This is a genomic window from Azospirillum formosense, from assembly GCF_013340925.1.
Lineage (GTDB): Bacteria > Pseudomonadota > Alphaproteobacteria > Azospirillales > Azospirillaceae > Azospirillum > Azospirillum formosense.
Map to the genome: position 1 here is coordinate 1 of NZ_WHOR01000055.1, position 25,921 is coordinate 25,921.

Here is a 25,921-nt window from a genome sequence, read left to right on the forward strand (position 1 = left end):
CTGATCGGGGGGGCCGGAAACAACCTGCTGGACGGCGGGGACGGATTCGACACGGTGGTGTTCGAGGAGGGTCCCTCGTCCTACACCATCCGCCACAGCGGAGCCGGCGAGGTGGTGGTGGAGGGGCCGCGGGGGACCAACACCCTGCGCAGCATCGAGCATCTGTCCTTCGGCGACCTGACCCTGGCGCTGAGCCGCGACGCCACCCCCGGCACGGTGGCCAGCACCTTCTTCGGGGTGGCCAACAGCGCGTCGGGAACGCAGATCCTTCAGGAAGCCTCGACCTATTCCGGGCCGGTCCAGACCCTGCAATGGCAGCTCATCGGCAGCGACGACGGCGAGGCGATCGTCGGCGGGGTCGGGAACGACTTCATCAACAGCCGGGGCGGCATGGACGCCATCGACGGCGGGGCGGGGGACGACGTGCTGGACGGCGGCACAGGGTCGAACTTCCTCACCGGCGGCTCCGGACACGACACCTTCTTCCTCGACGGCCGGTCCGGGGAACCCGTCTGGTCCACCGTGACCGACCTGGAGGCGGGGGAGATCGTCACCGTCTGGGGCTGGCAGCCGGGGCAATCGGCCATCACCTGGGCCGAGGTTGGCGGCGCCGGCGGCTTCACCGGCGCGACGGCCCACATCGACCTCGACGGCGACGGCCGCACCGACGCCAGCCTGACGCTGAGCGGCAAGTCCGTGGGAGCCCTGACGGCGATGCCCGGCACGGTGAACGGCACCGATTATCTGGCGATCTGGCTCAACGGCTGAGGCGGCCGGCGGGGCGGAACGGAAGGCGGGCGTCCGCTCGGACGCGTTGCTCTGGCAAGGCCGGGCGGGTACTCTCGCGCCGGCATCGCCAGAGCAACCGTCGCCAAAGGATACCGACCGCCCGTGTCCAACGCCGCCATCTACTTCCATCCCGATGGTTACGAGACCGCGCGGGCGGACCTGAAGGGCCGCCATGTGGCGGGGGAATCCTTCCTCGTCGGTTTCTTTCGGCACTCCGGGCTGAACGGCTTCGCCTGCCATGCCGACGGGCCGGAACAGGCCCGTCTGTTCGCCGATCTCGCCGCCCGCCACGCGCCGGGACGGGAGGTGGCGCTCTACCCGACCGGCGAGCCGTCGCGGCTGGCCCATGTGGGCTGCCTGTTCCTGCCCGGACCGGGCATCGACCAGTTCGCCTGGCGCCGCCGATCCCGCGACCAGCGGGGCTACAGCCTGTGCGGCATCACCCACACCACATCGGAGTCGCCGCATGTCCTGGGCACCCTGGCCACAGCGCCGGTGCAGCCGTGGGACGCGGTGATCTGCACCTCCTGGGCGGCCCGCGCCTCGGTGGAGGCGGTTCTGGAGCCCTACGCGGAATATCTGCGCGACCGGCTGGGCGCCGCCGAGATTCCGATGCCGCACCTGCCGGTGATCCCACTCGGCGTGGACACGGACGCCTTCCGCTTCGGACCGGCGGACCGCATGACGGAGCGCGCGGCGCTGGGCATCGGCGACGGGGACATCGCGGTGCTGTTCATGGGGCGCCTCAGCTTCCACGCCAAGGCGCACCCGATCGCCATGTATCTGGCGCTGGAGGAAGCGGCCCGGCGGACCGGCAAACGGTTCCACCTGATCCAGGCCGGCTGGTTCGGCAACGACGCCATCGGGGCCGCCTTCATGCAGGGGGCGAGGCGCTATTGCCCCAGCGTCAACGCCATCTTCCTGGACGGCCGGAAGCCGGAGGTGCGGACCCGCATCTGGGCCGCCGCCGACCTGTTCACCTCGCTGGTGGACAATGTGCAGGAAACCTTCGGCATCTCCCCGGTTGAGGCGATGGCGGCGGGGCTGCCCTGCGTCGTCACCGACTGGAACGGCTACCGCGAGACGGTGCGCGATGGGGTGGACGGCTTCCGGATTCCCACCACCCTGCCGCCACCGGGCGCCGGCCCCGACTTCGCCGACCGCTACGCCGCCGGCCTGGACACCTACGACTTCTACATCGGGCGCGTCTCGCAGGTGAGCGCAGTCGACGTGGCGGCGGCGGCGGATGCCTACACGCGGCTGGCCGCCGATCCCGGGCTGCGCCGGCGGATGGGCGAGGCTGGGCGCGCCCGCGCCACCGCCATGTTCGACTGGAAGGCGATCATCCCGCAGTATCTCGACGTCTGGCGCCAACTGTCCGAGATCCGCCGCGGCGCCGCGGAGCGCGCCCCGCGGCGCCCCGACCGCGATGGCAACCCGCTGCGCCCCGATCCCCTGCGGATGTTCGCATCCTACCCGACGCGCCATCTGACCCCGTCGACGCGGCTGGTGCGGGCCGGTGGCCTCGCCCGTGCGGGGATCGCCGAAGCCCTGGCGGCGCTGCACGCCGATCCGTTGAACTCCACGGCGCGCGGCGGCACCGTGTCGCCGGCCACCGACCTGATGCTGGCGATGGACGCCCTGGACGCCCCCGGCCGCACGGTCGCCGAAATCCTGGGGCTCGTCCCGGAGGCCCGCCGCCTGCTGCTGCTGCGCAGCCTCGTCCACCTGATGAAATACGGCTTCCTGCAGGACGCGGCGCCGGCCGGGGGCCGGGCACCTTGACGGTGCGGCGGGCACAATCCGCTTGAAAAGCCCAGCGTCCCCGTCATAACAGGCACAGTTTTCCACGGGATTCCGCCGCCATGCAGGTCACCCCCACGTCCTTGCCCGATGTCCAGCTGGTCGTCCCGAAGAAGTTCGGCGACACGCGGGGCTATTTCGTCGAGACCTGGAGCGAGCGGACCTTCGCCCTTCACGGCCTGGAACGGCGCTGGGTCCAGGACAACCAGTCCCTGTCGGCCACGCCGGGGACGGTGCGCGGCCTGCATTACCAGTTGGAGCCCGACGCCCAGACCAAGCTGGTGCGGGTCCTGCGCGGCCGCGTCCTCGACGTGGCGGTCGACATCCGCCGCGGTTCCCCGACCTTCGGCCGGCACGTCGCGGTGGAACTGAGCGCCGACGGGCTGGAACAGCTCTTCGTCCCCGCCGGTTTCGCCCACGGCTTCTGCACGCTGGAGCCGGACACGATCGTCGCCTACAAGGTGGACGCCTTTTATTCTCACGAGCGGGAGCGGGCGATCCTGTGGAACGATCCGGCGCTCGGCATCGGCTGGCCGGCGGTCGCCGGAACCGTGGTGTCGGGCAAGGACGCGGCGGCGCCGGCCCTGGCCGCGGCCGTGGACCTGTTCTGACTTGCGGATCCGTTCTGATTTTCTGATGCGACGGCGTGCCGCGAGGGGCCGTAAAGGGGAAATGGCATGCGCATACTGGTGACGGGGGGCGCGGGGTTCATCGGGTCGGCCTTCATCCGCTGGGTCCTGGCCAACACGACGGCCTCGGTCGTCAACGTCGACAAGCTCACCTATGCCGCGGACCTGGAAAGCCTCGCCCCCTTCGCGGACGATCCGCGCTACGCTTTCGAACGGGTGGACATTGGTGACGAGGCGGCGCTGCGTCGTGTCTTCGCCGACCATCGCCCCACGGCGGTCGTCCATCTGGCGGCGGAAACCCATGTCGACCGGTCCATCGACGGGCCGATGGCCTTCGTGGAGACCAACGTCGTCGGGACCGTCACCCTGCTGCGCGTCTCGCTCGACCACTGGCGCGGGCTGGAGGGCGAGGCGAAGGCCGCCTTCCGCTTCCATCACGTCTCCACCGACGAGGTGTTCGGCACGCTGGGCGACGACGGGCGCTTCTCGGAAACCACGCCCTACGCGCCCAATTCCCCCTATTCGGCCAGCAAGGCGGCCTCGGATCATTTCGTGCGGGCTTGGCACGAGACCTATGGTTTGCCGACGGTGGCCAGCAACTGCTCGAACAACTACGGCCCCTGGCAGTTTCCGGAGAAGCTGATTCCGCTGATGACGCTGAAGGCGCTCCAGGGCCAGCCTCTGCCGGTCTACGGCAGCGGGCTGAACGTGCGCGACTGGCTCTATGTGGACGACCACGCCTCGGCGCTGTGGACCATCCTGACCACCGGGCGGCTGGGCGAGAGCTACAACGTCGGCGGCGACAGCGAGCGGCGCAACATCGACGTGGTGCATGCCGTCTGCGATCTGCTGGACGAACTGGCCGGCCCGCTGGCCGGAGGCCCGCGGCGGGGACTCATCACCCACGTCACCGACCGGCCCGGCCACGACCACCGCTACGCCATCGACGCCACCAAATTGCAGACCGAGCTGGGCTGGACACCCGCCGAGACCTTCGAGACGGGCATCCGCCGTACCGTCGCCTGGTATCTGGAGCATCGCGCCTGGTGGGAGCGGCTGTCCGCCGGCTACGCCGGTCAGCGTCTCGGCGTGGCGCCGGTGGCCGCGGCCACCAAATCCGCCGACTGACCGGAGCCGCCGCCATGGACACCATCCTGATCTTCGGCGCCAACGGGCAGGTGGGGTTCGAGCTGCTGCGGACCGCCTGGATGCCGGGTCTCGCCCCGGTGGGGCTGACCCGCGCCGACGGCGACGTCACCGACCCGCGGGCGGTCGCGGCGGCCATGGCCGCCCATCGCCCGGTGCTGGTCGTCAACGCCTCGGCCTACACCGCCGTGGACAGGGCGGAGAGCGAGCCGGACGCCGCCTTCGCCGTCAACCGCGACGGACCGGCCCATCTGGCGCAGGCCTGCGCCGCCGCCGGGGTGCCGCTGATCCACATCTCCACCGACTATGTCTTCGACGGGACCAGCAAGGCCACCCCCTGGCGGGAGGACGATCCGGTCGCCCCGCAGGGCGTCTATGCCGCCAGCAAGCTGGCCGGCGAGGAGGCCGTGCGGAGCGCCCAGCCCGACCATGTGATCCTGCGCACCGCCTGGGTGTTCGGAGCGCACGGGCACAATTTCGTCAAGACCATGCTGAGGCTGGCCCGCGAGCGCGACGAATTGCGGGTCGTCGCCGACCAGCACGGCTGTCCCACGCCGGCGGCGGCCATCGCCGCGACCATCGCCGTCATCGCGCAGGCCCGTCTGGGCGGCGCGGGCTGGACGCCGGGCACCTTCCATTATGCCGGGGCGCCGGCCACCACCTGGCACGGCTTCGCCGACCGCATCGTGGAGCGCGCCGCCGCCCGCATCGGCCGCCGCCCGCGCGTGACCGCCATCACGACCGCCGAGTTCCCGACGCCGGCACGGCGGCCCGCCAATTCGGTCCTCGACACCGCGCGCCTCGGCCGAGCCTACGGCGTCGCGCCCGCGGATTGGATGGCCGGACTTGATCGGATGCTGGACGGCATCCTCGGCGAAACCCAGGGCGAGGACGCGAAGGCATGAAGGGCATCATTCTAGCCGGCGGCTCCGGCACGCGGCTCTACCCGCTGACGCAGGTGACCAGCAAGCAGCTCCTCCCGGTGTTCGACAAGCCGATGATTTATTATCCGCTGTCGACGCTGATGCTGGCCGGCATCCGCGACATCCTGATCATCACCACGCCGCAGGACCAGGCGCAGTTCCAGCGCCTTCTCGGCGACGGCACGCAGTGGGGCATCACGCTGAGCTACGCCGAGCAGCCCAAGCCCGAAGGGTTGGCCCAGGCCTTCCTCATCGGACGCGGGTTCGTCGGAACGGACAGCGTCTGTCTGATCCTGGGCGACAACATCTTCTTCGGCCACGATCTGGAGCCGGCCCTGCTGCGCGCCGCCAGCCGGACGGACGGGGCGACGGTCTTCGGCTATCATGTGCGCGACCCGGAGCGCTACGGCGTGGTCAGCTTCGATTCCGAGGGCCGCCCCAACGCCATCGAGGAGAAGCCGGTCCATCCCAAATCCAACTACGCCGTGACCGGCCTCTATTTCTACGACAACAGCGTCCTGGACATCGCCGCGACGATCCGCCCGTCGCCGCGCGGCGAGCTTGAGATCACCGACGTCAACAACGTCTATCTGCATCAGCAGCGTCTGGCGGTGGAGAAGCTGGGACGCGGCTACGCCTGGTTCGACACCGGCACGCACCAGTCCCTGCTCCAGGCCGCGGAGTTCGTCCAGACCATCGAGGCCCGCCAGGGGCTGAAGATCGCCTCGCCGGAGGAGATCGCCTGGCGCAAAGGCTTCATCGACAGCGAACAGCTCGCCCGCATCGCCCGCCCCCTCGCCAAGAGCGGCTACGGCAGCTATCTGCTCAGCCTTCTGACCGACTGACCGCCTCCGGGCGGGGTTGCCTTGCCTCTCGCAGACGGTGGGCTTGCGGAAGACAGACGGTCAGCCTTCCCCGGCGGCGCGGGAAAGGCCAACGCCGTTCCTCTCCGATTCGTTCGAAGGCGCAGGGGCCGGTATCCGTTCCAGCAGCGTCTTCGCACGCCCCTCGCCGAGCGCCGCCGCCCGTTCCAGCCAAGCGCGGGCCTGCACGAAGTCCTTGTGGTCGCTCCAATGACCGTGCAGTTCGCCGAGCGCGGTCATCGCCGCCGCCTCCTTCTGGTCGGCGGCGCTGGTCAGCAGGCGGATCGCCTCCGGAATGTCGCGCTCGCCCCCCAGTCCCTGCATGCGGAAGCGGCCCAGATTGACCATGGCGCCGGCATGCCCCTGCTCGGCGGCCTTGCGCGACCATTCGACCGCGGCGGCGTAATCCTGCGCCACGCCATCGCCCGAGGCGTAGGCCGCCCCCAGGCGGAACTGCGCCTGCACGCTGCCCTGGCTGGCAGCCCGCTCCAGCCATTGGATCGCGCCCACCGGATCGCGCGGCACACCCAGCCCCAGGCTGTGCAGCATGCCGATGTTGTAGACCGCGTCGGTGTTGCCCTGGTCGGCGGCCCGGCGGAACCAGTCGAGCGCCCGGTCGTAGTCGCGGGTCACGCCGCGCCCCTCGGCGTAGAGCGCTCCGACGCGGAGTTGCGCCTGCGGGTCGCCCTGCCCGGCCGCCCGCTCCAGCCAGCGAACCGCCTCCATCTCGTCGCGCGGCACGCCGGAACCGGCGAAATACATCTGGGCGATGATCTTCTGCGCCTCGCGGTGGCCAAGTTCGCCCGCCGCGCGGTACCAGGTCGCGGCATCGAACAGGTTGGGCTGCATCCCGCCACCCCGGCTGTTCAGATGGCCGAGTTGGAACATCGCCTCGGCATCACCCTGGACAGCGGCCTTGCGCAGCCAGGTTTCCGCCATCTGCGGATCGGCGGATACGCCGAGTCCGCGGGCGTACAGCAGGCCGAGCGCCCTCTGCGCCGCCGCCGCGCCGGCTTCCGCCGCCTTGCGGAACCAGTCGGCCGCCTCCGCATAGTCCTGCTCGACGCCAAGCCCGCCGGCATACTGGGTGCCGATGTAGTACCAGGCCATGACGTTGTTCTGTTCCGCCGCCTTGCGGAACCATTGATGGGCAGCGGCGGGGTCGGAGGTGCCCGCGTAACCGCCGGCCAGCAAGGTGCCGAGCCCGAGTTGGGCCGCCGCGTTGCCTTGGTCGGCGGCGGTGCGGTACCAGCGTTCCGCCGCCGCGTAATCGGGTTCGATGCCGAAACCGGAGGCGTACATATAGCCGAGCATGGCCTGGGCGCCGACGACGCCGCCTTCCGCGGCGGCGCACGCCCAGCGCAGCGCCTCCTTGTAATCCTGCTCGATCTTCAGGCCGTTGGGGAACAGGACCGACAGCGCCTCGTCGCTGGGGACGATGCCTTTGGGCTGGCCGCATCCGTAATAATAGATTTCCGCCAAACGCGCCTGGGCTTCGCCGTGGCCCTGCTCGGCGGCCTGCCGGTACCAGCCGACGGCGTCCACGGCGTTGCGCACCACGCCCTGCCCCAGATCATAGAGACGCCCGAGGCGGTACTGGGCATCCGCATGGCCGGCGCCGGCGGCGGCCAGCCACGCGTCGAGCGCCGTCTTGTAGTCCTTCCGTTCATGCGCCTTCAGACCCTTGGCGTGATCGTCTTCCGGCGAAGCGGAGCCGAACAGCCGCCCCGCGGCCTTGATGAAGTTGCGCATAGGCCTCAACACCCTTTCTTCAATCTCTGGGCGGAAGGCGTGCCGCCCCTGGGGCTCACGGCTCCCGCATGCCTTCCGAACCGTTCCGCAAGGCCCCTTCGACGAGATAGGCCATGATGGTCCGCTTGCCGACCACGATGTCGGCGGTCAGCGGCATGCCCGGCACCAGCCGGAAGTCGGACGGGACGTCGCGCAGGTTCACTTTGGTCAGCTCGATCTTCGCGCGGAAGAACGGACGCTGAGCCTGGCTCTGATCCTCGCGGCGGGTGAAGGAATCCTCGCTGATCGACTTGACCACGCCCTGCGCCATGCCGTGCTCGACGAAGCGATAGGCGTCCAGCTTGACCTGCACTTCATCGCCCGGCTTGACGAAACCCTGGTCGATGCCGGCGATCTCCGCCTCCACCTCCAGCTTGGCGTTCAACGGCATCAAAGTATAGATCGGCTGGGCCGATTCGACCACGGAACCGACGGAGTACTTCCCGACCTCCAGAACGACGGCGTCTTCGATCGCGCGCAGTTCGACCAGATCGCGCCGCTTCTGGGCCTTGGCCAGTTCCTCGCGAGCCCGCTCCAATTCGACTTGGCGGGTCGATAGGTCGGTCAGCACGGTGCTGCGCCACTGCTGGATAAAGACCTCCCGCTCGGCGCGCAGCGCTTCCAGATCGTGCCGGGACGTGCGGATGGTGTTCTCGCTGAGACCGAGATTCCGTTCCGTCTCCACGCGGGTGTCGCTGGCGATCAGCGAGTTGAGGCGGCTGCCGGTCTGGTTCTTTTCCAGGGTCCGGCGCATGTCCTCGATCTCGCCGACGATCTTCAGGCGGGAGCGGTAATGCTCGGCGTCGGTCTGGTTGCTCTTGATCGTGGCCTGCAGGGTGGCCATGCGCTGCTCGAAGTTGGCGAGCTTGGCCGCATACTCCGCCTGGCGGTACTGCCAGATCGATTCCTGCAGAACCCTGTCCTGATCCTTGCTGCCGGCCGTGAACGCCACGCCTTCGGCCTCGGCGTTCAGCCGGGCGATCTCGGCCGTCAGTTTGGAAACCTGCCGGTCGAGCTGCGCCACGTCGGCGGACGAGAAGGTCGGGTCGAGCGTGGCCAGGACCTCGCCGCGCCGGACGGTCTGGCCGGCGCGGACGTTCAGGCTGCGGATGATCGAGATCTCCAGCGGCTGGACCACGATGGTCGGCTCCTGCGAGACGACGCGTCCCGTCGCGCTGACCACACGGTCGAGCTTCAGGATCGACGCCATCGCGATGAACAGAACCACCATGATGGCGAGCGTCCACACGGCGGACCGTGCCTTGAACGGCTCGGGGCTTCCGGTGATCTCCGCAGTCTCGCCCTGGAAATCGTTGATGGCCTGCTCGGCCGCCAGATCAGGTGTTTGCGGCCGGCGTAAGAGGAGCGCGGTCATGAGTGCTTCCCGGGGAAAGGTGGCGGTTCTGCTGGAACCAGAGGTGCCTGTAGACGTCGCAGCGCTGGAGCAGTTCGTCGTGCTTGCCCATGTCGTAGAGCTTGCCGCGCTCCAGAACCATGATCTGGTCGCAGTTCACCAGCGAGGCGAGGCGGTGCGAAATCACGATCATCGTCCGGCCCTGCGCGATGCGCGTCAGGTTGTTGTTGATGATCGCCTCGCTGTCCGGATCGAGCGCGCTGGTCGCCTCGTCCATGATGAGGACGCTCGGGTCGACCAGCAGGGCACGGGCGATGGCGATGCGCTGACGCTGGCCGCCAGACAGGTTGGCCGAGCCTTCCTCGATCATCGTCTCGTAGCCGCGGGGCAGCCGCTCGATGAACTCCTCGGCTCCGGCGAGCCGGGCCGCCCGCATCACCTCCTCCAGGGAGGCGCTGCGGTTGGCCGCCATGATGTTTTCGCGGATCGTGCCGTTGAACAGGAAGTTGTCCTGCAGCACCACGCCCAGGTTGGAACGCAGATGGCCGAGATCGATCTCGCGCAGGTCGACACCGTCGATCTTGATCAGGCCCTCGTAGTTCTGGTGCAACCCCTGCAGAAGGCGCGTGACGGTCGTCTTGCCGGAGCCGGAGCGCCCCATGATGCCGATGACGTTGCCCGCCTTGATGGAGAAGCTGACCTCGTCGAGCGCGGGGCTCTGCGAACCGGGGTAGCGGAAGCGCACTTCGGAGAAGTCGATCTCTCCCTTGATCTGCGGCCGCACGCCCTGACGGTCCAGCCCCTGCTCGGGCGCCTGGTTGACCACCGAAGCCACCTGGGCGACGGCGCCGCGCACCTCCTGGAACTGCTGCATCAGGCTGGCGATCTGCACGAAGGGCTGGGTGGCGCGGCTGGCGATCATGCTGAAGGCGACCAGCGAGCCGCCGTAGACGATGGCGCCCTCGCCTATCGCGAGATAGGCGCCGAGCCCCAGCGAGCCGGCGTAGATCGCCTTTTCCAGCGGCTGCAGGATGGTCTGCGGCTGGTTGGAGAGGAGTTGCATGTTCGTGTTGGCGCGCACCGCATCGGCCACCCGCACATCCCAGTCGAGCCGCTTGCGGCCTTCCAGGGCGAGCGACTTCACGGTGCGCATGCCGTGCAGCACCTCGATCATGAAGGAGCCCTTGCGCTGCTCCGCCACGATGACCTTGCCGTAGGCGCGGGCGAGCGGGCCGATGTAGATCACCACCACCAGGGCCATGATCAACGCGATGCCCAGCACGTAGAAGGCCAGGGGCGGGCTCAGGATGAACATCGCCGGGATCAGCACGACCAGCGTCAGGGAGTCCAGCAGCGTGCCGAAGAGCTGTCCGGTCAGGAAGTTGCGGACACGCCAGATCTCGTTGAGCTTGTAGTTGATGACGCCGGTCGGGGTCCGCTCGAAGAAGTCGATCGGCAGGTTGATCATCCGCTCGAAGATGAAGGTGCTGATGCGCGCATCCACCTTGGCCGTGCCGATCGCCACCAGATAGCGGCGCAGATACCCGAAGAGCGTGTCGAAGAACAGCAGGAAGACGATGGCCGTCAGGAGAACATACAGGGTCGACAGCCTCTGGTGGACCAGGACGCGGTCCAGGATCACCATGAAGACCATCGGCGGGATCAGCGCGAACAGGCTGAGGATCAGCGCCGACACGCCGACATCGCGAAAGATCCGCTTCTCGCGCAGGATCTGCCCGATCAGCCAGGTGAAGCCGAACGGCCTCTGCTCGTCGTTCATCCGGTAGCGGCGCTTGACGAAGACCACATCGCCGTCCCAGACCGACGCCAGCCGCAACTCGTCCACGGCGACGCAGGCCTGGTCGGGGCTGAGCGGGTCCTGAAGCATCGCGGCCGGGGCGCCGCCGTCCTCGCGGAAGGCGACCATCACCATGGTGCTGCCGTCGCGCAGCCTCAGCAGAAGCGGAAGCGCCTTTCCCAGACGGGACAGGTGTTTCCAGCGAAGCTTCGCCGACCGGACGGTCAGTCCGCTTTCCTCGGCGATCTTCAGCAGCGTTCCGATGGGCGGCTCGCCGGTTTCAAGTCCATAATCGCGCCGCAACTGCTCCACCGACAGGTGAATCCCGTGGTGACGCGCGACAACGGCGAGTGCGAGAAGGCTGGTCGTCCGTGCAGCCTCGGGAGAGGCGGTCTGTGGATCGGCGGAGTTCTTGCTCTGCATCTTGCCTCTGTGTTCCCGTCGCTCTTCCCGGTGGTGCATCCGGCGGCGCGACTGTACTGTACCACCTTCATCGGATACAAGCATTGCACTCGGGGCGCTCAGTTCGGGCCAACCCAGTGGGAGCAGGTGGATGAAGGTTTCGGTTATTACAATTTGTCGAAACGTGCGACACGGCATAGGCCGTACCCTGGAGAGCATCGCACAACAGACTTACCAAGACGTTGAGCATATTGTGATCGATGGGGCATCGACCGACGGTACGCTTGACCTTCTGGAGGCCCATCGGGACCGCATCGCCGTGCTCGTCTCCGAGCCCGATGGCGGCATCTACGACGCGATGAACAAGGGGTTGGCGCGGGCAACCGGCGACGTGATCCTGTTCCTGAATGCCGAGGACTGGTTCTACGACGCCCATTCGCTCGAGAACGCGGTGCGCTTCATGACGCAGCACCCGGAGGCCGATCTCTTCTACGGGGACATCGAAGTCCGCCTGCCGGACGGCAATTCGGTCATCCATATTCCACAGGAAGCCGACAAGGCCGCCGAGACGATGATCTGCGGCTGTCTGCCACACCAGGGCACCTTCGCCCGCCGCTCGGTGTTCGACCGCACCGGCCCGTTCGACACACGCTGGCGTGTCCATGCCGATTATGAGTGGTTTCTCAAGGCCATAGCGGACGACACCATCACGCTGACCCACATGCCGGTGATCGTGGCCTCCTTTGGGCTGGGCGGCACCTCCAGCAATCTCGCCAAGGGCCAGCCGGAGGTCTATGCCATCCAGAACGCCCTGCCCTTCTATCAGACGGAGACGTGGCTGCGCCGCCGCGTGGAGATCTATCAGGAGAATTTCCTGGCTGTCCGCCTGGAAAACGCCGAGCTGAAGCGGCGGTTGGCGGAAGCCGCCGAGGCCGGCGCCATCCGGCCGACCTGGCGCGATCTGGCCCGCCGGGGCCGGGACGTGGCCCGCCGGGCCCGCCGGGTGATGCAGCGGGCGATCCACCGCGTCCGGGCCGGCTGACGCCCGGTCCGGTTCGTCCCCCGACCGCCCCGAACAGCGGACCGGGCTGAAACATTTTCAGGCCGAAACATTTTTGGGCCATCCGCGGCGAACGCTGTTCCCCGCGGATGGCCGGCTTGCGCCAGGCGGCGTTACCCGGCGGCTGGAAGGCCGCGCAGGGTGCCGGTGCCCTGCTTTTCCAGATACCAACGGTAGGTCTGCTCGAACCCGTCGCGCAACGGAGTCGGCGCGGTCCAGCCCATGGCCGCGATGCGCCCGTTGTCCATGATCTTGCGGGGCGTGCCGTTCGGCTTGGACGGGTCGAAGCGGAAATCGCCCTTGAAGCCGATCACGTCGGCCAGCAGTTCGGCGAGCCCGCGGATCGAGACCTCCTGGCCGGACCCCAGGTTGACGTGCGGCTCACCCGAATAATTCTTCGCCAGGAAGACCAGCCCGTCGGCCAGATCCTCCACGAACAGGAACTCGCGCAGCGGGCTGCCGTCGCCCCACAGCTCGACGCTGGCGGCCCCCTCCGTCTTGGCGCGGTGGATCTTCACCATCAGAGCGGCGGCGACATGGCCCTGCTGGATGTCGAAGTTGTCGCCGTAGCCGTAGAGGTTGGTCGGCATGGCCGAGATGAAGTCGCAGCCGTACTGCCGCCGATAGGCCTGGCACATCTTGATGCCGGCGATCTTGGCGATCGCATACCATTCGTTGGTCGGTTCCAGCGGACCGGTCAGCAGCGCCTCCTCCACGATGGGCTGCGGCGCCATCCGCGGGTAGATGCAGGAGGATCCGAGGAAAACCAGCTTCTGCACCCCGACCTGCTTGGCGGCGTGGATGATGTTGGTCTCGATCGCCAGATTCTCGTAAAGGAATTCGGCCGGCCGGGTGTTGTTGGCGTGGATCCCGCCGACCAGGGCGGCGGTGAGGAACACGACGTCGGGCCGCGCCTCGGCCATCCACGCCTCGACGTCGGCCTGCCGGCGCAGGTCGACCGCCTCGCGGCCCACGGTCAGGATCTCGCAGGGCTCCCGCTCCAGCCGACGGACGACCGCCGACCCCGCCATGCCGCGATGCCCCGCGACCCACACGCGCTTGCCGTCCAGGGAAAAGGCTGCCGTACCCGTCGTCATCCGATCACTCTTCTCCGTCTCGCGGCGCCGGCCCGCCGCCGCCCGCATTGTGTTTGTGATACGCCGCCAGAACCTCGTCAACCGGACCGATGCGCACGACCGCGCCGCGCTCCAGCCAGAGGACCTTGTTGCACAGCCGCTTCAGCACCTCGTCCACATGGGAAGCGACGACCATGATGCTGGAGCGGTTCACGAAGCCTTCCGCCCGGCGTTGCGCCTTCTCCAGGAACTGGGTGTCGCTGACGGCGATCCATTCGTCCATCAGCAGGATTTCCGGATCGACCGCGGTCGCCGCGGCGAAGGCCAGCCGAAGGGTCATGCCCGCCGAATAGGTGCGCACCGGCAGGTCGAGATAATCGCCAAGCTCGGTGAAGGCCGCGATGTCGTCCATCTTGGACTCGATCTCGTCCCCGTCGATGCCGAAATAGGCGGCGCGCATCCGGATGTTGTCGTAGCCGGACGCGTCCACATCCAGCCCCAGCCCCAGGTCGAACAGCGGCGTGACGCGGCCTTCGACGCGGATGCGCCCGGCGGTCGGCTCGTACACCCCGGCCAGGACGCGCAGCAGCGTCGTCTTGCCGGCGCCATTGCCACCGACCAGCCCCACCCGGTCGCCGTGCTCCAGCGACAGGTTCAGGTTGCTCAGCGCCTTCACGGTGATGCGGTGGTGTGCGTCGTGCTTCAGCGCGCCGCTGGTGGAGGTGCGCAGCAGCGTCTTCTTCAGGGAGCGCGCGCTTCCCTGATACAGCACGAAATCGACCGAGACGTCGTTCAGATGGATCGCAGCCATTTCGGAGCCCGTCGGTCAGAGCCAGTAGGCGATGCGCTTGCGGAAGCGGGCGAAGCAGGCGAAGGTGAAGGCCCATCCGACGGCGGCGAAGAGCAGGCCGGCGACCCAGCTTTCCCAGCCCGGCGCATGTCCCAGCAGGGGCGCCCGGATGACCTCCAGCAGGTGATAGAAGGGATTCAGCACCATCAGGTAGCGCCGGTCGCCCAGCAGTTCCGGCTTCCACATGACCGGCGTCACGAAGAACAGGAGCTGGATCACGCTGGCGATGATCGGCGGCACGTCGCGGAAGCGGGTGCAGATCATGCCGAGCAGCAGCATGATCCAGCCGGCGTTCACCAGCAGCAGCGCAAGCCCGGCCACCGCCAGCAGGCCCGTCGCCCCCGGCCAGATCCCGAAGATCGCCGCCACCACCGCGAAAATCACGATGTTGTGGCCGTAGATGATCAGGTTGCGCCACAGCGCGCGCAGGATGTGCAGCGACATCGGAATGCGCACGTTCTTGATGAGCGGCTCCAGTTCGATGAAGCTGATGCAGCCTTCGTTCAGAAAGGACGCGATGAAGGTCCAGGTGGCCAGACCAACCGCCAGGAAGGGCAGATAGCCTTCCAGGTCGAGCCGGAACAGAGTCCCGTAGATCAGCCCCAGGCTGGCCACCATGACCGCCATGCTGAGCGTCAGCCAGAACGGCCCCAGGACCGAGCGGCGGTAGCGCTTGCGGATGTCGTGCCAGCCGAGCCGGCTCCACAGCCGCCACCGCATCGCCCCTTCCCTGAGGTCGTCCCAGGCCCGCACCGCCTCGCTGCGGTCTCCGGAGTCGTAGACGGCCCCGTCCTTGCGCCGGGCGGCGGAGCCGGGAAAGCTCTCGGTGATCATCTCTCTCGCAATCCGTTCAAGAAAGCGGGCGGCCTCAGGAACCGGGTCGGCGCGCCGGCCGTCCCCCTGTGGCGGAGCGGAAAGGCTGTGGACGGCAGTCCTGTGAACTCGGGCACGGATGGGCCGCTTCTATACTCCGATCCCCGCCGCCTTCCCAGCCCCCTCTCAAGATTGCGGTCCGAAGCGGGACTTCCGACCTCCCCGCGCGTGGGAGCGGGAACCCTGCAAAGCCATGAAGCCCGGGTCGTCGTCGCGCCGCAGGGGCCTTGCGGAATCGCCGGAGGCATCCCGCGCCCGTCGCGCAGGCATGGTTGCGGCCGAGCCGGGCAGGACAAGCCTTCATCCCGCCCGGCGTTCCCGAAGATCCGTTCGCCCCCTGGCCCCCGCCGTGGAATCAGGCCGGCCGCCCCGAGGTTTCCCGCTCGAAGCGCGCGAGGTCGCTCGACATCATCTCGCGCACCAGCTCAGGGAAGGTGGTGGTGTGCGTCCAGCCCAGCTTGGCGCGGGCCTTGGACGGATCGCCCAGCAGTAGGTCCACCTCGGTCGGGCGGAAGTAGCGCGGGTCCACCTGGATCAGCACGTCGCCGGTCGCCGCATCCACGCCCGTCTCGTCCACGCCCGTGCCCCGCCATTCGATCCTGCGACCGACATGGCCGAAAGCCAGCTCGACGAACTCGCGGATGGAATGGGTCTCGCCGGTGGCGAGCACATAGTCCTCGGCCTTGTCCTGCTGGAGGATGCGCCACATTCCCTCGACATAGTCGCGGGCGTGGCCCCAGTCGCGCTTGGCGTCCAGGTTTCCGAGGTAAAGCGTCTTCTGCAGGCCGAGTTGGATGGCCGAGACGGCGCGGGTGATCTTGCGCGTGACGAAGGTTTCGCCGCGCGTCGGGCCTTCATGGTTGAACAGGATGCCGTTGGAGGCGTGCATCCCATAGGCTTCGCGGTAGTTCACCGTGATCCAGTAGGCGTAGAGCTTGGCCGCCGCATAGGGGCTGCGCGGGTAGAAGGGCGTCGTCTCCTTCTGCGGCGTCTCCTGCACGAGGCCGTACAGTTCGGAGGTGGAGGCCTGATAGAAGCGCGTCTTCTTCTCCAGCCCAAGGATGCGGATCGCCTCCAGCAGGCGCAGCGTGCCGAGGCCGTCGGAGTTCGCTGTGTATTCCGGCGTCTCGAAGCTCACCTGCACATGGCTTTGGGCGGCGAGGTTGTAGATTTCGTCCGGTTGGACTTCCTGGACGATGCGGATCAGGTTGGTCGCATCAGTCAGGTCGCCATAGTGCATCCGGAAGCGGACGTCACTTTCGTGGACATCGTGATACAGGTGCTCCACCCGCTCCGTGTTAAACGAGGACGAGCGTCGCTTGACACCATGAACAGTATAGCCTTTCGCGAGCAGCAGCTCCGCGAGGTAGGCGCCATCCTGTCCCGTGACGCCCGTTATCAAAGCAATCTTGCTCAACGCTCGCTCCTGTTCTGTCGAAACCTTAACCTTGAGCCCATTCTCGCAGCCCTGTCCATTCGTCCTAGAAAAGGGCTCTGGAAACAGACTTTCCGGCGAGATTGCCGAGATCAAGGGAACTGCAATCCGCTGTTTCCTCGCAAAAACGGTGCATGAGTGCGCCATTCCAATTTAGGCGTCAACATCTTTGGTGCCTGCACTGATATGTGGACGACCCTTCCACTGAGCTTCCCCCCGGGAGAATGGTTCTCCCGCACTTTGTGTGGATCAGACTGCGAGGAGGACGCGACGGCGCAGCAGGTCGAAGCCGGCGCGTCCGTACATCTGACGTTTGATCAGCTTCAGCTTGTTGACCTGCCCCTCCGCTTGCCCGATCACCTGTCGCCGGATGATCGGCAGAACCTTTCCGCTCCGCTCGCCCATAAAAGGCTTTAGAAAAATATAAAAGGCTTTAGAAAAATTTTACCATTTTAACTGAAAGATGCCCGCCTTAAGGATGCATCGGAACTCACAGCGGCAACTCATGAGTACAGGACTGCGACCACTCCCCTCCTTAGTAAAGCCAGAACCTCAAGCACGCGAACTTTACTGGAAAGTTATTAGTCAAGGCAATAATCCTTCTCTAGAGATATCGCCTGAAGAAACCCGAACGGCACTTCCTTAAACGCTCCCACAAACAAGCTGCCAACCGGAGAGCACGCTCTGGGGCATCGAGCAACAAAATTGAGGGCATCCCATGGGGATCCAGGGCTCCAAGGAATTGGTCACGCCTGTTATCCTGTCCGGCGGCTCAGGAAGCCGCCTGTGGCCGCTGTCCCGGGCGATGCACCCAAAGCAGTTCCTGCCTTTGGCCGGCGACCTGACGATGATCCAAGAAACCGCTCAGCGGGTCGTGGCGCCCCGTTTTGCGCCGCCGCTGATCATCTGCAACGAGGAGCACCGCTTCCTCGTGGCCGAGCAGCTGCGCGCCAAGGCTATCCAACCCACCGAGATCATCCTTGAGCCGACCGGGCGCAACACCGCGCCTGCCGCCTGTGTTGCCGCCCTGAAGCTGCTCGAGGCGGACGGGGCTCCGCTAATGTTGGTGATGCCCTCCGACCACGTCATCGCCGCCCCCGACCGTTTTCTGAAAGCCGTGGAGACCGCCACAGCAGCAGCCCGGGCCGGCGCTCTGGTGACCTTCGGCATCACACCGGACCGCGCCGAGGCCGGCTACGGCTACATCAAGGCGGGGTCCCCGTTCAGGGACGGCGAAGGCCTGCGCGGCGTTGAGTGCTTCGTCGAGAAGCCGGACCGCGCCACCGCGGAAGCCTACTTGGCGGACGACTCCTATTTCTGGAACAGTGGCATTTTCTTATTCTCCGCCGCCGCCTACTTGGCCGAGCTGGAACGCGCAAACCCGGCGATGGTCGAAGCCTGCCGCCGCGCTCTGTCGGGTGCCGAACGGGACCTGACCTTCTGCCGCTTGGCTAAGGACGCCTTCGTGGCTTCGCCGTCGGATTCCATCGACTACGCCGTTATGGAGAAGACCGCGCGGGCCGCCATGGTGCCCGTGGACATGGGCTGGAACGACGTCGGCGCTTGGTCGGCGCTGTGGGACATCGGCGCCAAGGACGCCAACGGTAACGTCGTTCATGGGGACGTCGTGCTGCACGACGCGCGCAACGTCTATGTCCGGTCCGAGGACCACTTGGTTGCGGTCACCGGGCTAGAGAACGTGGTGGTGGTCGCCACCGACGACGCTATCTTGGTCACCGACTACAGCCACGTGCAGGACGTAAGGCAGGTGGTCGAGCGGCTGAAGGCCGACGGGCGCAGCGAGCATTCCCTGCACACTACCGTCTACCGCCCCTGGGGCTCCTACCGCAGCGTCGACCGCGGCAACCGCTTCCAGGTCAAGCGGATCGTCGTCAATCCGAGCGAGCGCCTCTCACTGCAGATGCATCATCACCGCGCCGAGCACTGGATCGTTGTCGAAGGAACGGCCCTGGTGACACGCGGCGAGGAGCAGATCCTGCTGCGCGAAAACGAGTCTGTCTACATCCCGCTCGGAACGGTGCATCGGCTCGAGAACCCCGGTCGGGTGCCGCTGCACCTGATCGAGGTGCAGTCTGGCTCCTACCTGGGCGAAGACGACATTGTTCGCCTTGAAGATGTTTATGGGCGCTAACGTTTAAGGATCTGGAAAGCACAAAACCGTATTAAAGAATCTCGCAACCTAATCTTGTTAGGACATCGACTTATGGCAAAGAAAAAATGGAGCTTCGCCCTAGCTTCCAAAATCTCTGGGCAACTTTACGGGAACATTCTCTTGAGAAACAGTGATCGTGAGGGGTATGAGTGGTGCATTGAACAGCTCACCACCGGATCCTTAACAGTCCGAGAGCTTGTAAAGAAATTTTGCACATCAGAAGAATTTCGTGAAATTAATTTGATGAACCAAACTCCGAATGAGTTTGCGCGTATTATTTGCAAGCGTTTCTTGGGGAAACAGGAAGAGGATCAGAAAGAGATAAAAAGGCTGGCTGTGATGATTTTGGAGTCTGATTGGCGAACAGTTATTCATCATGTCATTGATAGCGATCAATACAAAAGTATATATGGGGATGACAAGGTCCCTTCTTGAACAGACATCGAAATCCCACTTATTTTAAGAAAAGTTGCTGGAGATGGTGAAAATGCATGCCATGCCGGAAGGCTTTCTGGTTGCTGCTGGCTCAGAGGGGTTTGAGGGCTGGGCCTGGGATCCTAGGCAACCTTACGAGCCAGTCGAGGTCGAGTTGACCGCTAACGGCGCCGTTCTGGCGCGAGGCATTGCCGATCATTTCCAAATGGAACTCGTCCAGAGCCGGATCGGCAACGGCATGCATGCCTTTCGCCTAAAGCTGGATCGGCTGCCTGATGCCCCCTATCCGCTCATCGTGACTGCCCGGATCGCGGGAGGCGGACCTGCTTTGGGAGGGCAACTAGAGTTCAAGTCACCGGCAGATTTCCAAGGAATTGTTGCCGACGCGGCTTTCCGGGACTACGAAAGTATGGTCGATGGCATCGTCAATGGACAGATCTGCGGTTGGATATGGAACCGCAGCCTGCCCGATGCCCCTGTAACTGTCAGCCTGTATGACGGCCTAACCCACATTGGCGACGTGATCGCGGACGATTTCCGCGGCGATGTGGCGGCAGCCGGAAAAGGCTCTGGGCGTTGTGCCTTCGCCATCGACTTGCCTCTCAGCGTTTTGGATGGTGCGTTGCACAGCCTGCACGTGCGCGTGGCCGATACCAATCACGAGCTCACGAACAGTCCGCTGGGGTTTGGCCCGAACAGCGCACGCAATCTAATCGATGAAATTGCCCAACTGCGTCAGGAGGTCGCAACCTTGACCCGACAGCTGAGCGAAGTTGCCGATCCGAGCAACGCTTTGAACGGTCGACTTGCGAAGGCTTTGATGCAGCGCATGGAAGCGATGCTGACGATTCAAAGGGACGCTGTCGACCAGGAAATGCGAGCACTGCGGACGATGGGCGTGCAGGCTAGTGTGGGCGACTAACAGCTCTCAAGAAATCCGTTTTCGGTCCATTGTCCATTGGGCAGCTCGAGGCCCGATTGGTTCTGACAGAAGCTTTGCGCTTCTTCGCCCCTTTCACCTGAAAAGCTTGGCTCTCAGTTAGGAAACAATATGCCTTGCTCGCCATTGGTAATTTTTTCCCCGCTACCTCCGGTTCAGAACGGCATTGCTGACTATTGCGCCGAGTTATTGCCCTGGCACACCCAAGACTTTGACTGCACCGTGGTACTCGACAACGCCGCGCCAGAGCCCGAGGTTTTGGCCAAGGTAAAGATAATCAGGCTCGCAGAGTACGAGACACGTTGGAACGATTTCGCCGGAGTGCCACACCTTTACCACCTCGGCAACAACCCCGACCATGTCTATCTGTTTCCGATCGCGATGCGTCGTCCTGGCGTAGTCGTGCTGCACGACGCTTCTCTGCATTACTTGGTTGATTGCCAGACGTTGCGATGGGGCGATATAGATGGTTACGTAGAAGCGTTGACCCGCGAATACGGCTATTCCGGAGCTTTGCTCGCAGAGCAGTTCCGGAACCATGGTTGGCGTGAAACTAGCATGTTCTATGCCTTGCCTATGAACCGCTCGATCCTGGCGCGCTCGCGTTCGGTGATCGTGCATTCGCGCTACGCCATGGGCAAGGCACTGGCCCAGGTGCCGGAAGCCGATGTCGTCAGCATACCCCACCACATAGCGCCCGCCGCGCTAGCCAACGATCATGTTCCCCAAGCCGACGCCCGGCGTCGGATCGGCGCGGACCAGGACGAACTGTTGCTGATCTCGCTCGGTTTCGTAACCGGCGCGAAGCGAATTGATTGCATTCTCCGCTCTCTGGCACGCTTGCGCGGCAAGCTTCCCCCATTTCGCTACATCATTGCGGGGGCGGCCCAGCCGGACCAATATGACGTTCAAGCAGATATCAGGCGCCTAGGCCTAGAAGACCGAGTCACCGTAACCGGCTATCTGTCGGAATCATTATTTTTCGACTATGTCGCGGCAGCCGATGTCGTGTTGAACCTCCGGTACCCAACTGGTGGCGAAACCTCCGGGACCCTGATCCGCGCGCTCGGAACCGGAGCCTGCACCGTCGTCGTCGATCATGGCCCCTTCGCCGAGATTCCCGATGGCGCGGCGGTCAAGCTCGCTTGGGGGAGCGACTTCGAGGAGCGCCTGGAGCGTTCCCTGCTGGAGTTGGCCCACGCTCCCGACCAGCGTCGCCAAATTGGTGAGGCGGCACGGGCGTACATCCGCGATGCGCACGCCATTCAGCGATCGGCTGCCGCTTATCGCGACGTCATCCTCGCTGCCCAGAACAAGCCAGAAGAGCCTTGGGCTGTTTCCGCGGCCTGGGAATTCGCCACTCCGTCGAGCCATGAGGCGGCACTCAGCCGATTGGGAGTGGTCAAGGTCCAGCCAGGGGATTTGTGGTGGCGCCAAGCTGCGGTTCCGGTAAAAAGCGATCCCATTCAGGTGGTGACGTGCCTGCCCCATGCCGCCTCCACTCAGTATATGGCGGATTTGTTCGGCCATATTCGGGAAACGGTTCAAAACGTCCACCGTGCCCAATTAATCAAGGCCTTGACGCAACGCTATCGGCGCAGTTGTGATCTACTGCTTGTCGCTCAACCGATCGAAGCAGTGGACAGGTTTTGGGACCTGCTTGTGCAGGCCAATCGCGCGCTCTCCTTTGGTGGCCTTCTCGTGCTTGACCTTTGGCAGGATGACAAGGACAACACGCCTCCGGAACTTGCCCACCCTGAAGACATAGACGCCTTACTGTTGCGCGCCGGTTTCCGCTTGCGCCGCCGCTGGATAGGACCGGATGATGTCTCATTCGCGCTTGACTTGGCGGACCCTGAAGGGTGGCAACGCGAACCGCATGCAGAAGGATGCTGGCAAGCCGTCAAAATTTCTGAATTCATTGCCCCTCCAGACCACTGGAGCCACAACAAGGTGGCAAAGCTTTCTCAGCGAGTGATCACTGACCGCGCCGATGCCTCTTTGTCCTCAGTGGAGGCTTGAGATGGACCGCTCGACCTATCGCCTTATTGCATCCACCGTTTACTCTCGGAGAGGCTTTGACACGGCCAGTCTTCTCCAACGTCTGGCCGACGCGGGGCAACTCGGAGACTGCATCGTGTCCGTGGATACGCCGGCGTCCGCGGTTTCACATATGCTCCGCGAAGAGCGTGATGCAAAAGTGTTCATGTTCCCGTCCCATTCCTGGCTGAAAATCGTGGGACGGGGACAGCCGACTGAAATTCCGGTTTTACTCTCGGACCGGGACCGCGATTTGGAGGAGATCATGGACCACTGCTTAGTCCGGATCACGCCTCAGATCGTGCGGCTGCGCACAGTGGACGGACTGTTCAGCGGATCTGGCCTATGCACCTTGTTGCACGTCAACGACGGGCAGCAGACCACCGCCGTTCTCCGGGGAGCCCGCAGGCTGCTCTCGTCCGCCCGGCCCTTTCTTCTGATCAGCGTTTCCGGCCTGCCCGTTCAAGAACGCCTTCAGCAATTGGAACATGCGGCAGCGCTTCTGAAGGACCATGATTACCGCTTGGTTGATGCCACCCTGCTGTCTGCGGACACGCCCGAAACGCGGGAGGAGGCCGTCCTGATTGGTGCCCAAACAGGATTCCTGGGCATTCCGCGCGAGCGTGTATCCGAACGGCTCATCGCGCACCTGGCCGGCTTCGATGGCGACTTGCCCACGCCACCGTCCGGCGCGTTGTCCGATGACGATGTTCTAATTGCGGCACTGATCCGGGCATCTGCGACACGCCTGCAGCGGGCTCCGCAAAATCGCTCCATGCATATTGTCTTCGACGACCGCGTAGTGTGCGAAGGCTTTTATTCTCCGGAATGCGACGGATACAATCATTGGCGTTGGAGCGGGCCTTTTCCGGAAGCGCGAGTGTTTCTCCCCCTCGAGCAAACCGGGCGAATGAGGCTAGTACTGCAGGTCATGAATGCCATAAGATCAGAAATAATCAATTCTCTACGCCTGTATATCGACGGTAAGCCGGTCAACCACCAGACGATCGAAGGATCAAAAGGCTGGACTCTGAGCGTAAGTTTTGAAACTCCGCTTGATCACCGGAAAGGATGGTGTGAACTGCGACTGGCCTACGGCAACACGGTCCAACCATCCAACGAAGACCCTCGTCGCCTCGGCCTCTGCATCAGCTCCTGCCAAATCCAAGGGATAGACGCTTAAATCATGCATATACTCGTCGTTTCCCCCATTCCAACCCACCCTCAGTTTCAAGGGAACAGCCAGCGGATTTTCCGACTGTGCCGTATGCTACAAATATTAGGCTACAAGGTTCATTTTTTGTACTACACCCTTGAAGGATTGGACGGGGCCCAACGGGTGCTAATGGAAAGTTGCTGGGACTTTTTTCACAGTGTTTCTTGTCGTCCGCTGAAACGCAGCATGACCATGGGCAGCCATTTCGGACTCGACGATTGGTATGATCCCCAGGTTGGCGATGTGGCTGCAGGGCTGCACCGCCGATGGAACTATCAAGCGGTGATCGTCAATTATGTCTGGTTTTCTGGCGTTCTGGAAAGCTTGCCCAGTAACCTTATCAAAATCATTGATACACACGATGTTTTTGGCGATCGTCACCTGCGCTCAATCGCGGCAGGCTTGAAACCTGAATGGTACTATACAAGCCAGCAGGAAGAACTGCGCGGCCTACAGCGGGCGGACATCGTCCTAGCAATCCAAAACGAAGAGAAGAAGTATTTCGAGGAACTTGGTCTGTCAAAAGTAGAGGTTGTTGGCTTCGTTACGCCTCCTAATTTTCTACCCCTAAGGCCAAATCAACGTAAAATGACTATTGGGTATATTGCAAGCAGCAACCCCTGGAATGTTAATTCATTTCTGTATTTGCATGCAGCCCTAGAGAAGCGGCCTGAATTAGTAAAAAAATTCAATTTTGAAGTTGCAGGGCCGATATGCAACGTAATAAAGAATGAGAACACAATATTCAATGCCTCAGGTATTCTTGACAGCGTCTCTAATTTTTACAGAAACGTGGACATCGTCGTAAACCCTATGCTAGGAGGCACTGGACTAAAAATTAAATCTATAGAGGCCCTCTCCTTTGGGCGTCCTTTTTTTTCAACAGCAGACGGCATGGTTGGCATACCAAGTCTCTACACACAACATAATGCCAGCTCTATCGAAATGTTGGTTGACCACATGCAGAACATTAATGAAAATACAACCAGACGCCTCAGCGCAGAATCTCGAGAAATTTTTTCCGCTTATCAGCGCCATCAGATGATCAATTTCAAGAATGTCATTCAAGGAATATAAGAAGATCATTCCACAGCGAGTCCATGAAGATTTTATGACGTTCCGGGGCAGTCTGAACTTAGGGTATTAGTATAGTGTCAGCGCCGGTTGAATACTCCCCAGAAGTGGCGGCTGAAAAATCCCCAGGCTGACGCAACGGCATGGCTCCGGGCGTACGCCCCGGAGCCATGCGGCCGTCGCTCGCCCATGATCCCCTCCATCGACGGAGGGAGGCGTGCGTGGTCAGACTTGGGGAACTCGTCATGATTCTCGATCTCGCCCGCCAGGGCATGTCGGTGTCGGCGATCGCGCGCCGCACCGGCCATGACCGCAAGACCATCCGCAAATACATCGCCAAGGGGCTGGAACCGCCGGCCTACAAGCCCCGGCCACCGCGGCCGACGCTGGTCGGCCCCTTCGAGTCCTACCTGCGCGAACGCCTGCAGGCCTACCCCGAACTCAGCACCAAGCGGCTGCTGCGCGAAATCCGCGAACGTGGCTATGAAGGCGGCTACACGATCCTGAAGGCGGTGGTGCGCACCATCCGCCCCAAACCCGCCCCGGCCTTCGAGCGCCGCTTCGAAACCCCGCCCGGCAAGCAGGCCCAGGTCGACTTCGCCTTCTTCAAGACCACCTTCACCGACGAGCCCGAGGCGGAGCGGGTCGTCTGGCTCTTCTCCATGGTGTTCGGCCACAGCCGCATGATGTGGGCCCGCTTCGTCGCCCGCCAGGACCTGCCGACCGTTTTGCGCTGCCACATCGCCGCCTTCGAGGCCTTCGGCGGCGCGCCCGAGCAGATCCTCTACGACCGCATGAAGACGGCCGTGCTCGGCGAGGCCGAGGACCCGGACCAGCCGGGCCGAGGCATCGCCTACAACGCCAAGCTCCTCGACCTGGCCGCTCACTACGGCTTCCTGCCCAAGGCCTGCAAACCCTACCGGGCCAAGACCAAGGGCAAGGTCGAGCGCCCCTTCCGCTACGTGCGCGAGGACTTTTTCCTGGCCCGCAGCTTCCGCAACCTCGATGACCTGAATGCCCAGTTCACCCAGTGGCTGGGCCAAGTCGCCAATGTCCGTCTGCACGCCACCACCCAGCGCGTCGTGGTCGAGCATTTCGCCGAGGAACGAACCCATCTCAAGCCGCTGCCGGCCGGCCCGTTCACCAGCGTGCTCGCTTTGGAGCGCCGGGTCACCCGCGACGGCATGGTCTCGGTGGGCGGCAATCTCTACTCCGTGCCGGACAGCACCCGCCGGCGGGCCGTGGAGGTGC

22 protein-coding genes are annotated in these 25,921 nt (G+C 64.3%); 14 read left to right on the plus strand and 8 right to left on the minus strand.

Going from position 1 to position 25,921, the window contains the following annotated elements:
- The 6 genes from GBZ26_RS09930 to rfbA form a co-directional block, all read left to right on the plus strand.
- Positions 1-768, plus strand: a 768-nt coding sequence (locus tag GBZ26_RS09930; protein ID WP_425599350.1) for a calcium-binding protein, incomplete at its 5' end; no start/stop codon positions are given.
- Between the two features lie 123 nt (positions 769-891).
- Entirely contained in the window at positions 892-2,574 is a 1,683-nt protein-coding gene (locus GBZ26_RS09935; RefSeq protein WP_174438703.1) for a glycosyltransferase, read from the plus strand.
- A gap of 80 nt (positions 2,575-2,654) precedes the next feature.
- A complete protein-coding gene (gene rfbC / locus GBZ26_RS09940; RefSeq protein WP_174438704.1) occupies positions 2,655-3,203 on the plus strand; it encodes a dTDP-4-dehydrorhamnose 3,5-epimerase in 549 nt (182 codons plus the stop codon).
- A 66-nt stretch (positions 3,204-3,269) separates the two neighbouring features.
- Positions 3,270-4,349: a dTDP-glucose 4,6-dehydratase gene (rfbB, locus tag GBZ26_RS09945; RefSeq protein ID WP_174438705.1), complete on the plus strand. Its 1,080-nt coding sequence runs from the start codon at positions 3,270-3,272 to the stop codon at positions 4,347-4,349.
- 14 nt (positions 4,350-4,363) lie between these two features.
- Positions 4,364-5,272: a dTDP-4-dehydrorhamnose reductase gene (gene rfbD / locus GBZ26_RS09950; RefSeq protein WP_174438706.1), complete on the plus strand. Its 909-nt coding sequence runs from the start codon at positions 4,364-4,366 to the stop codon at positions 5,270-5,272.
- On the plus strand, positions 5,269-6,135 hold the full coding sequence (rfbA, locus tag GBZ26_RS09955) for a glucose-1-phosphate thymidylyltransferase RfbA (protein WP_174438707.1): 867 nt from the start codon (positions 5,269-5,271) through the stop codon (positions 6,133-6,135). The genes rfbD and rfbA overlap by 4 nt, the downstream gene beginning before the upstream one ends.
- A gap of 60 nt (positions 6,136-6,195) precedes the next feature.
- On the opposite strand, the gene GBZ26_RS09960 is transcribed toward rfbA, so the two are convergent.
- From GBZ26_RS09960 to GBZ26_RS09970, 3 genes are read right to left on the minus strand one after another with little or no spacing between them, the layout of a single operon-like run.
- The gene (locus tag GBZ26_RS09960) at positions 6,196-7,905 is read right to left on the minus strand and encodes an SEL1-like repeat protein (protein ID WP_174438708.1); all 1,710 of its coding nucleotides are present in this window, start codon (positions 7,903-7,905) and stop codon (positions 6,196-6,198) included.
- A 55-nt stretch (positions 7,906-7,960) separates the two neighbouring features.
- Positions 7,961-9,319 carry an HlyD family type I secretion periplasmic adaptor subunit gene (locus GBZ26_RS09965; RefSeq protein ID WP_174438709.1) on the minus strand — a complete coding sequence of 453 codons (1,359 nt, stop codon included), beginning with the start codon at positions 9,317-9,319 and terminating at the stop codon, positions 7,961-7,963.
- Positions 9,282-11,519 carry a peptidase domain-containing ABC transporter gene (locus tag GBZ26_RS09970; RefSeq protein ID WP_174438710.1) on the minus strand — a complete coding sequence of 746 codons (2,238 nt, stop codon included), beginning with the start codon at positions 11,517-11,519 and terminating at the stop codon, positions 9,282-9,284. Before GBZ26_RS09970 ends, GBZ26_RS09965 begins: the two co-directional genes overlap by 38 nt.
- A 130-nt stretch (positions 11,520-11,649) precedes the next feature.
- On the opposite strand from GBZ26_RS09970, the gene GBZ26_RS30620 reads away from it, so the two are divergent.
- Positions 11,650-12,540 carry a glycosyltransferase family 2 protein gene (locus tag GBZ26_RS30620; RefSeq protein WP_174438711.1) on the plus strand — a complete coding sequence of 297 codons (891 nt, stop codon included), beginning with the start codon at positions 11,650-11,652 and terminating at the stop codon, positions 12,538-12,540.
- A gap of 131 nt (positions 12,541-12,671) precedes the next feature.
- Here GBZ26_RS30620 and GBZ26_RS09980 read toward each other — a convergent pair whose 3' ends face one another.
- From GBZ26_RS09980 to GBZ26_RS10000, 5 genes are all read right to left on the minus strand, one after another.
- Entirely contained in the window at positions 12,672-13,655 is a 984-nt protein-coding gene (locus GBZ26_RS09980; protein ID WP_174438712.1) for a GDP-L-fucose synthase family protein, read from the minus strand.
- A 4-nt stretch (positions 13,656-13,659) separates the two neighbouring features.
- Positions 13,660-14,445 (minus strand): ABC transporter ATP-binding protein, encoded by a 786-nt coding sequence (locus GBZ26_RS09985; RefSeq protein ID WP_174438713.1) that lies wholly within the window; start codon positions 14,443-14,445, stop codon positions 13,660-13,662.
- Positions 14,446-14,460: 15 nt separating this feature from the next.
- Positions 14,461-15,318 carry an ABC transporter permease gene (locus GBZ26_RS09990; RefSeq protein ID WP_174438714.1) on the minus strand — a complete coding sequence of 286 codons (858 nt, stop codon included), beginning with the start codon at positions 15,316-15,318 and terminating at the stop codon, positions 14,461-14,463.
- Between the two features lie 394 nt (positions 15,319-15,712).
- A complete protein-coding gene (gene gmd / locus GBZ26_RS09995; protein ID WP_246654321.1) occupies positions 15,713-16,774 on the minus strand; it encodes a GDP-mannose 4,6-dehydratase in 1,062 nt (353 codons plus the stop codon).
- Positions 16,775-17,041: 267 nt separating this feature from the next.
- Positions 17,042-17,197: a hypothetical protein gene (locus GBZ26_RS10000; RefSeq protein WP_222071487.1), complete on the minus strand. Its 156-nt coding sequence runs from the start codon at positions 17,195-17,197 to the stop codon at positions 17,042-17,044.
- 313 nt (positions 17,198-17,510) lie between these two features.
- Here GBZ26_RS10000 and GBZ26_RS10005 point away from each other — a divergent pair, with 313 nt between their 5' ends.
- The 7 genes from GBZ26_RS10005 to istA form a co-directional block, all read left to right on the plus strand.
- Positions 17,511-18,944 (plus strand): mannose-1-phosphate guanylyltransferase/mannose-6-phosphate isomerase, encoded by a 1,434-nt coding sequence (locus tag GBZ26_RS10005; protein WP_174438716.1) that lies wholly within the window; start codon positions 17,511-17,513, stop codon positions 18,942-18,944.
- 72 nt (positions 18,945-19,016) lie between these two features.
- Positions 19,017-19,400, plus strand: a complete 384-nt coding sequence (locus GBZ26_RS10010) for a phycobilisome rod-core linker polypeptide (protein ID WP_174438717.1) — start codon at positions 19,017-19,019, stop codon at positions 19,398-19,400.
- 52 nt (positions 19,401-19,452) lie between these two features.
- Positions 19,453-20,322, plus strand: a complete 870-nt coding sequence (locus tag GBZ26_RS10015) for a hypothetical protein (protein ID WP_174438718.1) — start codon at positions 19,453-19,455, stop codon at positions 20,320-20,322.
- A gap of 240 nt (positions 20,323-20,562) precedes the next feature.
- On the plus strand, positions 20,563-22,362 hold the full coding sequence (locus GBZ26_RS10020; protein WP_174438719.1) for a glycosyltransferase: 1,800 nt from the start codon (positions 20,563-20,565) through the stop codon (positions 22,360-22,362).
- 1 nt (position 22,363) lies between these two features.
- The gene (locus tag GBZ26_RS10025; RefSeq protein WP_174438720.1) at positions 22,364-23,563 is read left to right on the plus strand and encodes a hypothetical protein; all 1,200 of its coding nucleotides are present in this window, start codon (positions 22,364-22,366) and stop codon (positions 23,561-23,563) included.
- Between the two features lie 3 nt (positions 23,564-23,566).
- On the plus strand, positions 23,567-24,673 hold the full coding sequence (locus GBZ26_RS10030) for a glycosyltransferase (protein WP_174438721.1): 1,107 nt from the start codon (positions 23,567-23,569) through the stop codon (positions 24,671-24,673).
- Positions 24,674-24,891: 218 nt separating this feature from the next.
- The coding region (gene istA / locus GBZ26_RS10035; protein WP_174438722.1) for an IS21 family transposase at positions 24,892-25,921 on the plus strand (1,030 nt) is incomplete at its 3' end.

Bases quoted from the DNA above. Each gene is read 5' to 3' on its own strand.
- rfbC (WP_174438704.1), top strand. From the start codon at position 2,655: ATGCAGGTCACCCCCACGTCCTTGCCCGATGTCCAGCTGGTCGTCCCG.
- rfbB (WP_174438705.1), top strand. From the start codon at position 3,270: ATGCGCATACTGGTGACGGGGGGCGCGGGGTTCATCGGGTCGGCCTTC.
- rfbD (WP_174438706.1), top strand. From the start codon at position 4,364: ATGGACACCATCCTGATCTTCGGCGCCAACGGGCAGGTGGGGTTCGAG.
- rfbA (WP_174438707.1), top strand. From the start codon at position 5,269: ATGAAGGGCATCATTCTAGCCGGCGGCTCCGGCACGCGGCTCTACCCG.
- GBZ26_RS09960 (WP_174438708.1), bottom strand. From the start codon at position 7,905: ATGCGCAACTTCATCAAGGCCGCGGGGCGGCTGTTCGGCTCCGCTTCG.
- GBZ26_RS09965 (WP_174438709.1), bottom strand. From the start codon at position 9,319: ATGACCGCGCTCCTCTTACGCCGGCCGCAAACACCTGATCTGGCGGCC.
- GBZ26_RS09970 (WP_174438710.1), bottom strand. From the start codon at position 11,519: ATGCAGAGCAAGAACTCCGCCGATCCACAGACCGCCTCTCCCGAGGCT.
- GBZ26_RS30620 (WP_174438711.1), top strand. From the start codon at position 11,650: ATGAAGGTTTCGGTTATTACAATTTGTCGAAACGTGCGACACGGCATA.
- GBZ26_RS09980 (WP_174438712.1), bottom strand. From the start codon at position 13,655: ATGACGACGGGTACGGCAGCCTTTTCCCTGGACGGCAAGCGCGTGTGG.
- GBZ26_RS09985 (WP_174438713.1), bottom strand. From the start codon at position 14,445: ATGGCTGCGATCCATCTGAACGACGTCTCGGTCGATTTCGTGCTGTAT.
- GBZ26_RS09990 (WP_174438714.1), bottom strand. From the start codon at position 15,318: ATGATCACCGAGAGCTTTCCCGGCTCCGCCGCCCGGCGCAAGGACGGG.
- GBZ26_RS10000 (WP_222071487.1), bottom strand. From the start codon at position 17,197: ATGGGCGAGCGGAGCGGAAAGGTTCTGCCGATCATCCGGCGACAGGTG.
- GBZ26_RS10005 (WP_174438716.1), top strand. From the start codon at position 17,511: ATGGGGATCCAGGGCTCCAAGGAATTGGTCACGCCTGTTATCCTGTCC.
- GBZ26_RS10010 (WP_174438717.1), top strand. From the start codon at position 19,017: ATGGCAAAGAAAAAATGGAGCTTCGCCCTAGCTTCCAAAATCTCTGGG.
- GBZ26_RS10015 (WP_174438718.1), top strand. From the start codon at position 19,453: ATGCATGCCATGCCGGAAGGCTTTCTGGTTGCTGCTGGCTCAGAGGGG.
- GBZ26_RS10025 (WP_174438720.1), top strand. From the start codon at position 22,364: ATGGACCGCTCGACCTATCGCCTTATTGCATCCACCGTTTACTCTCGG.
- GBZ26_RS10030 (WP_174438721.1), top strand. From the start codon at position 23,567: ATGCATATACTCGTCGTTTCCCCCATTCCAACCCACCCTCAGTTTCAA.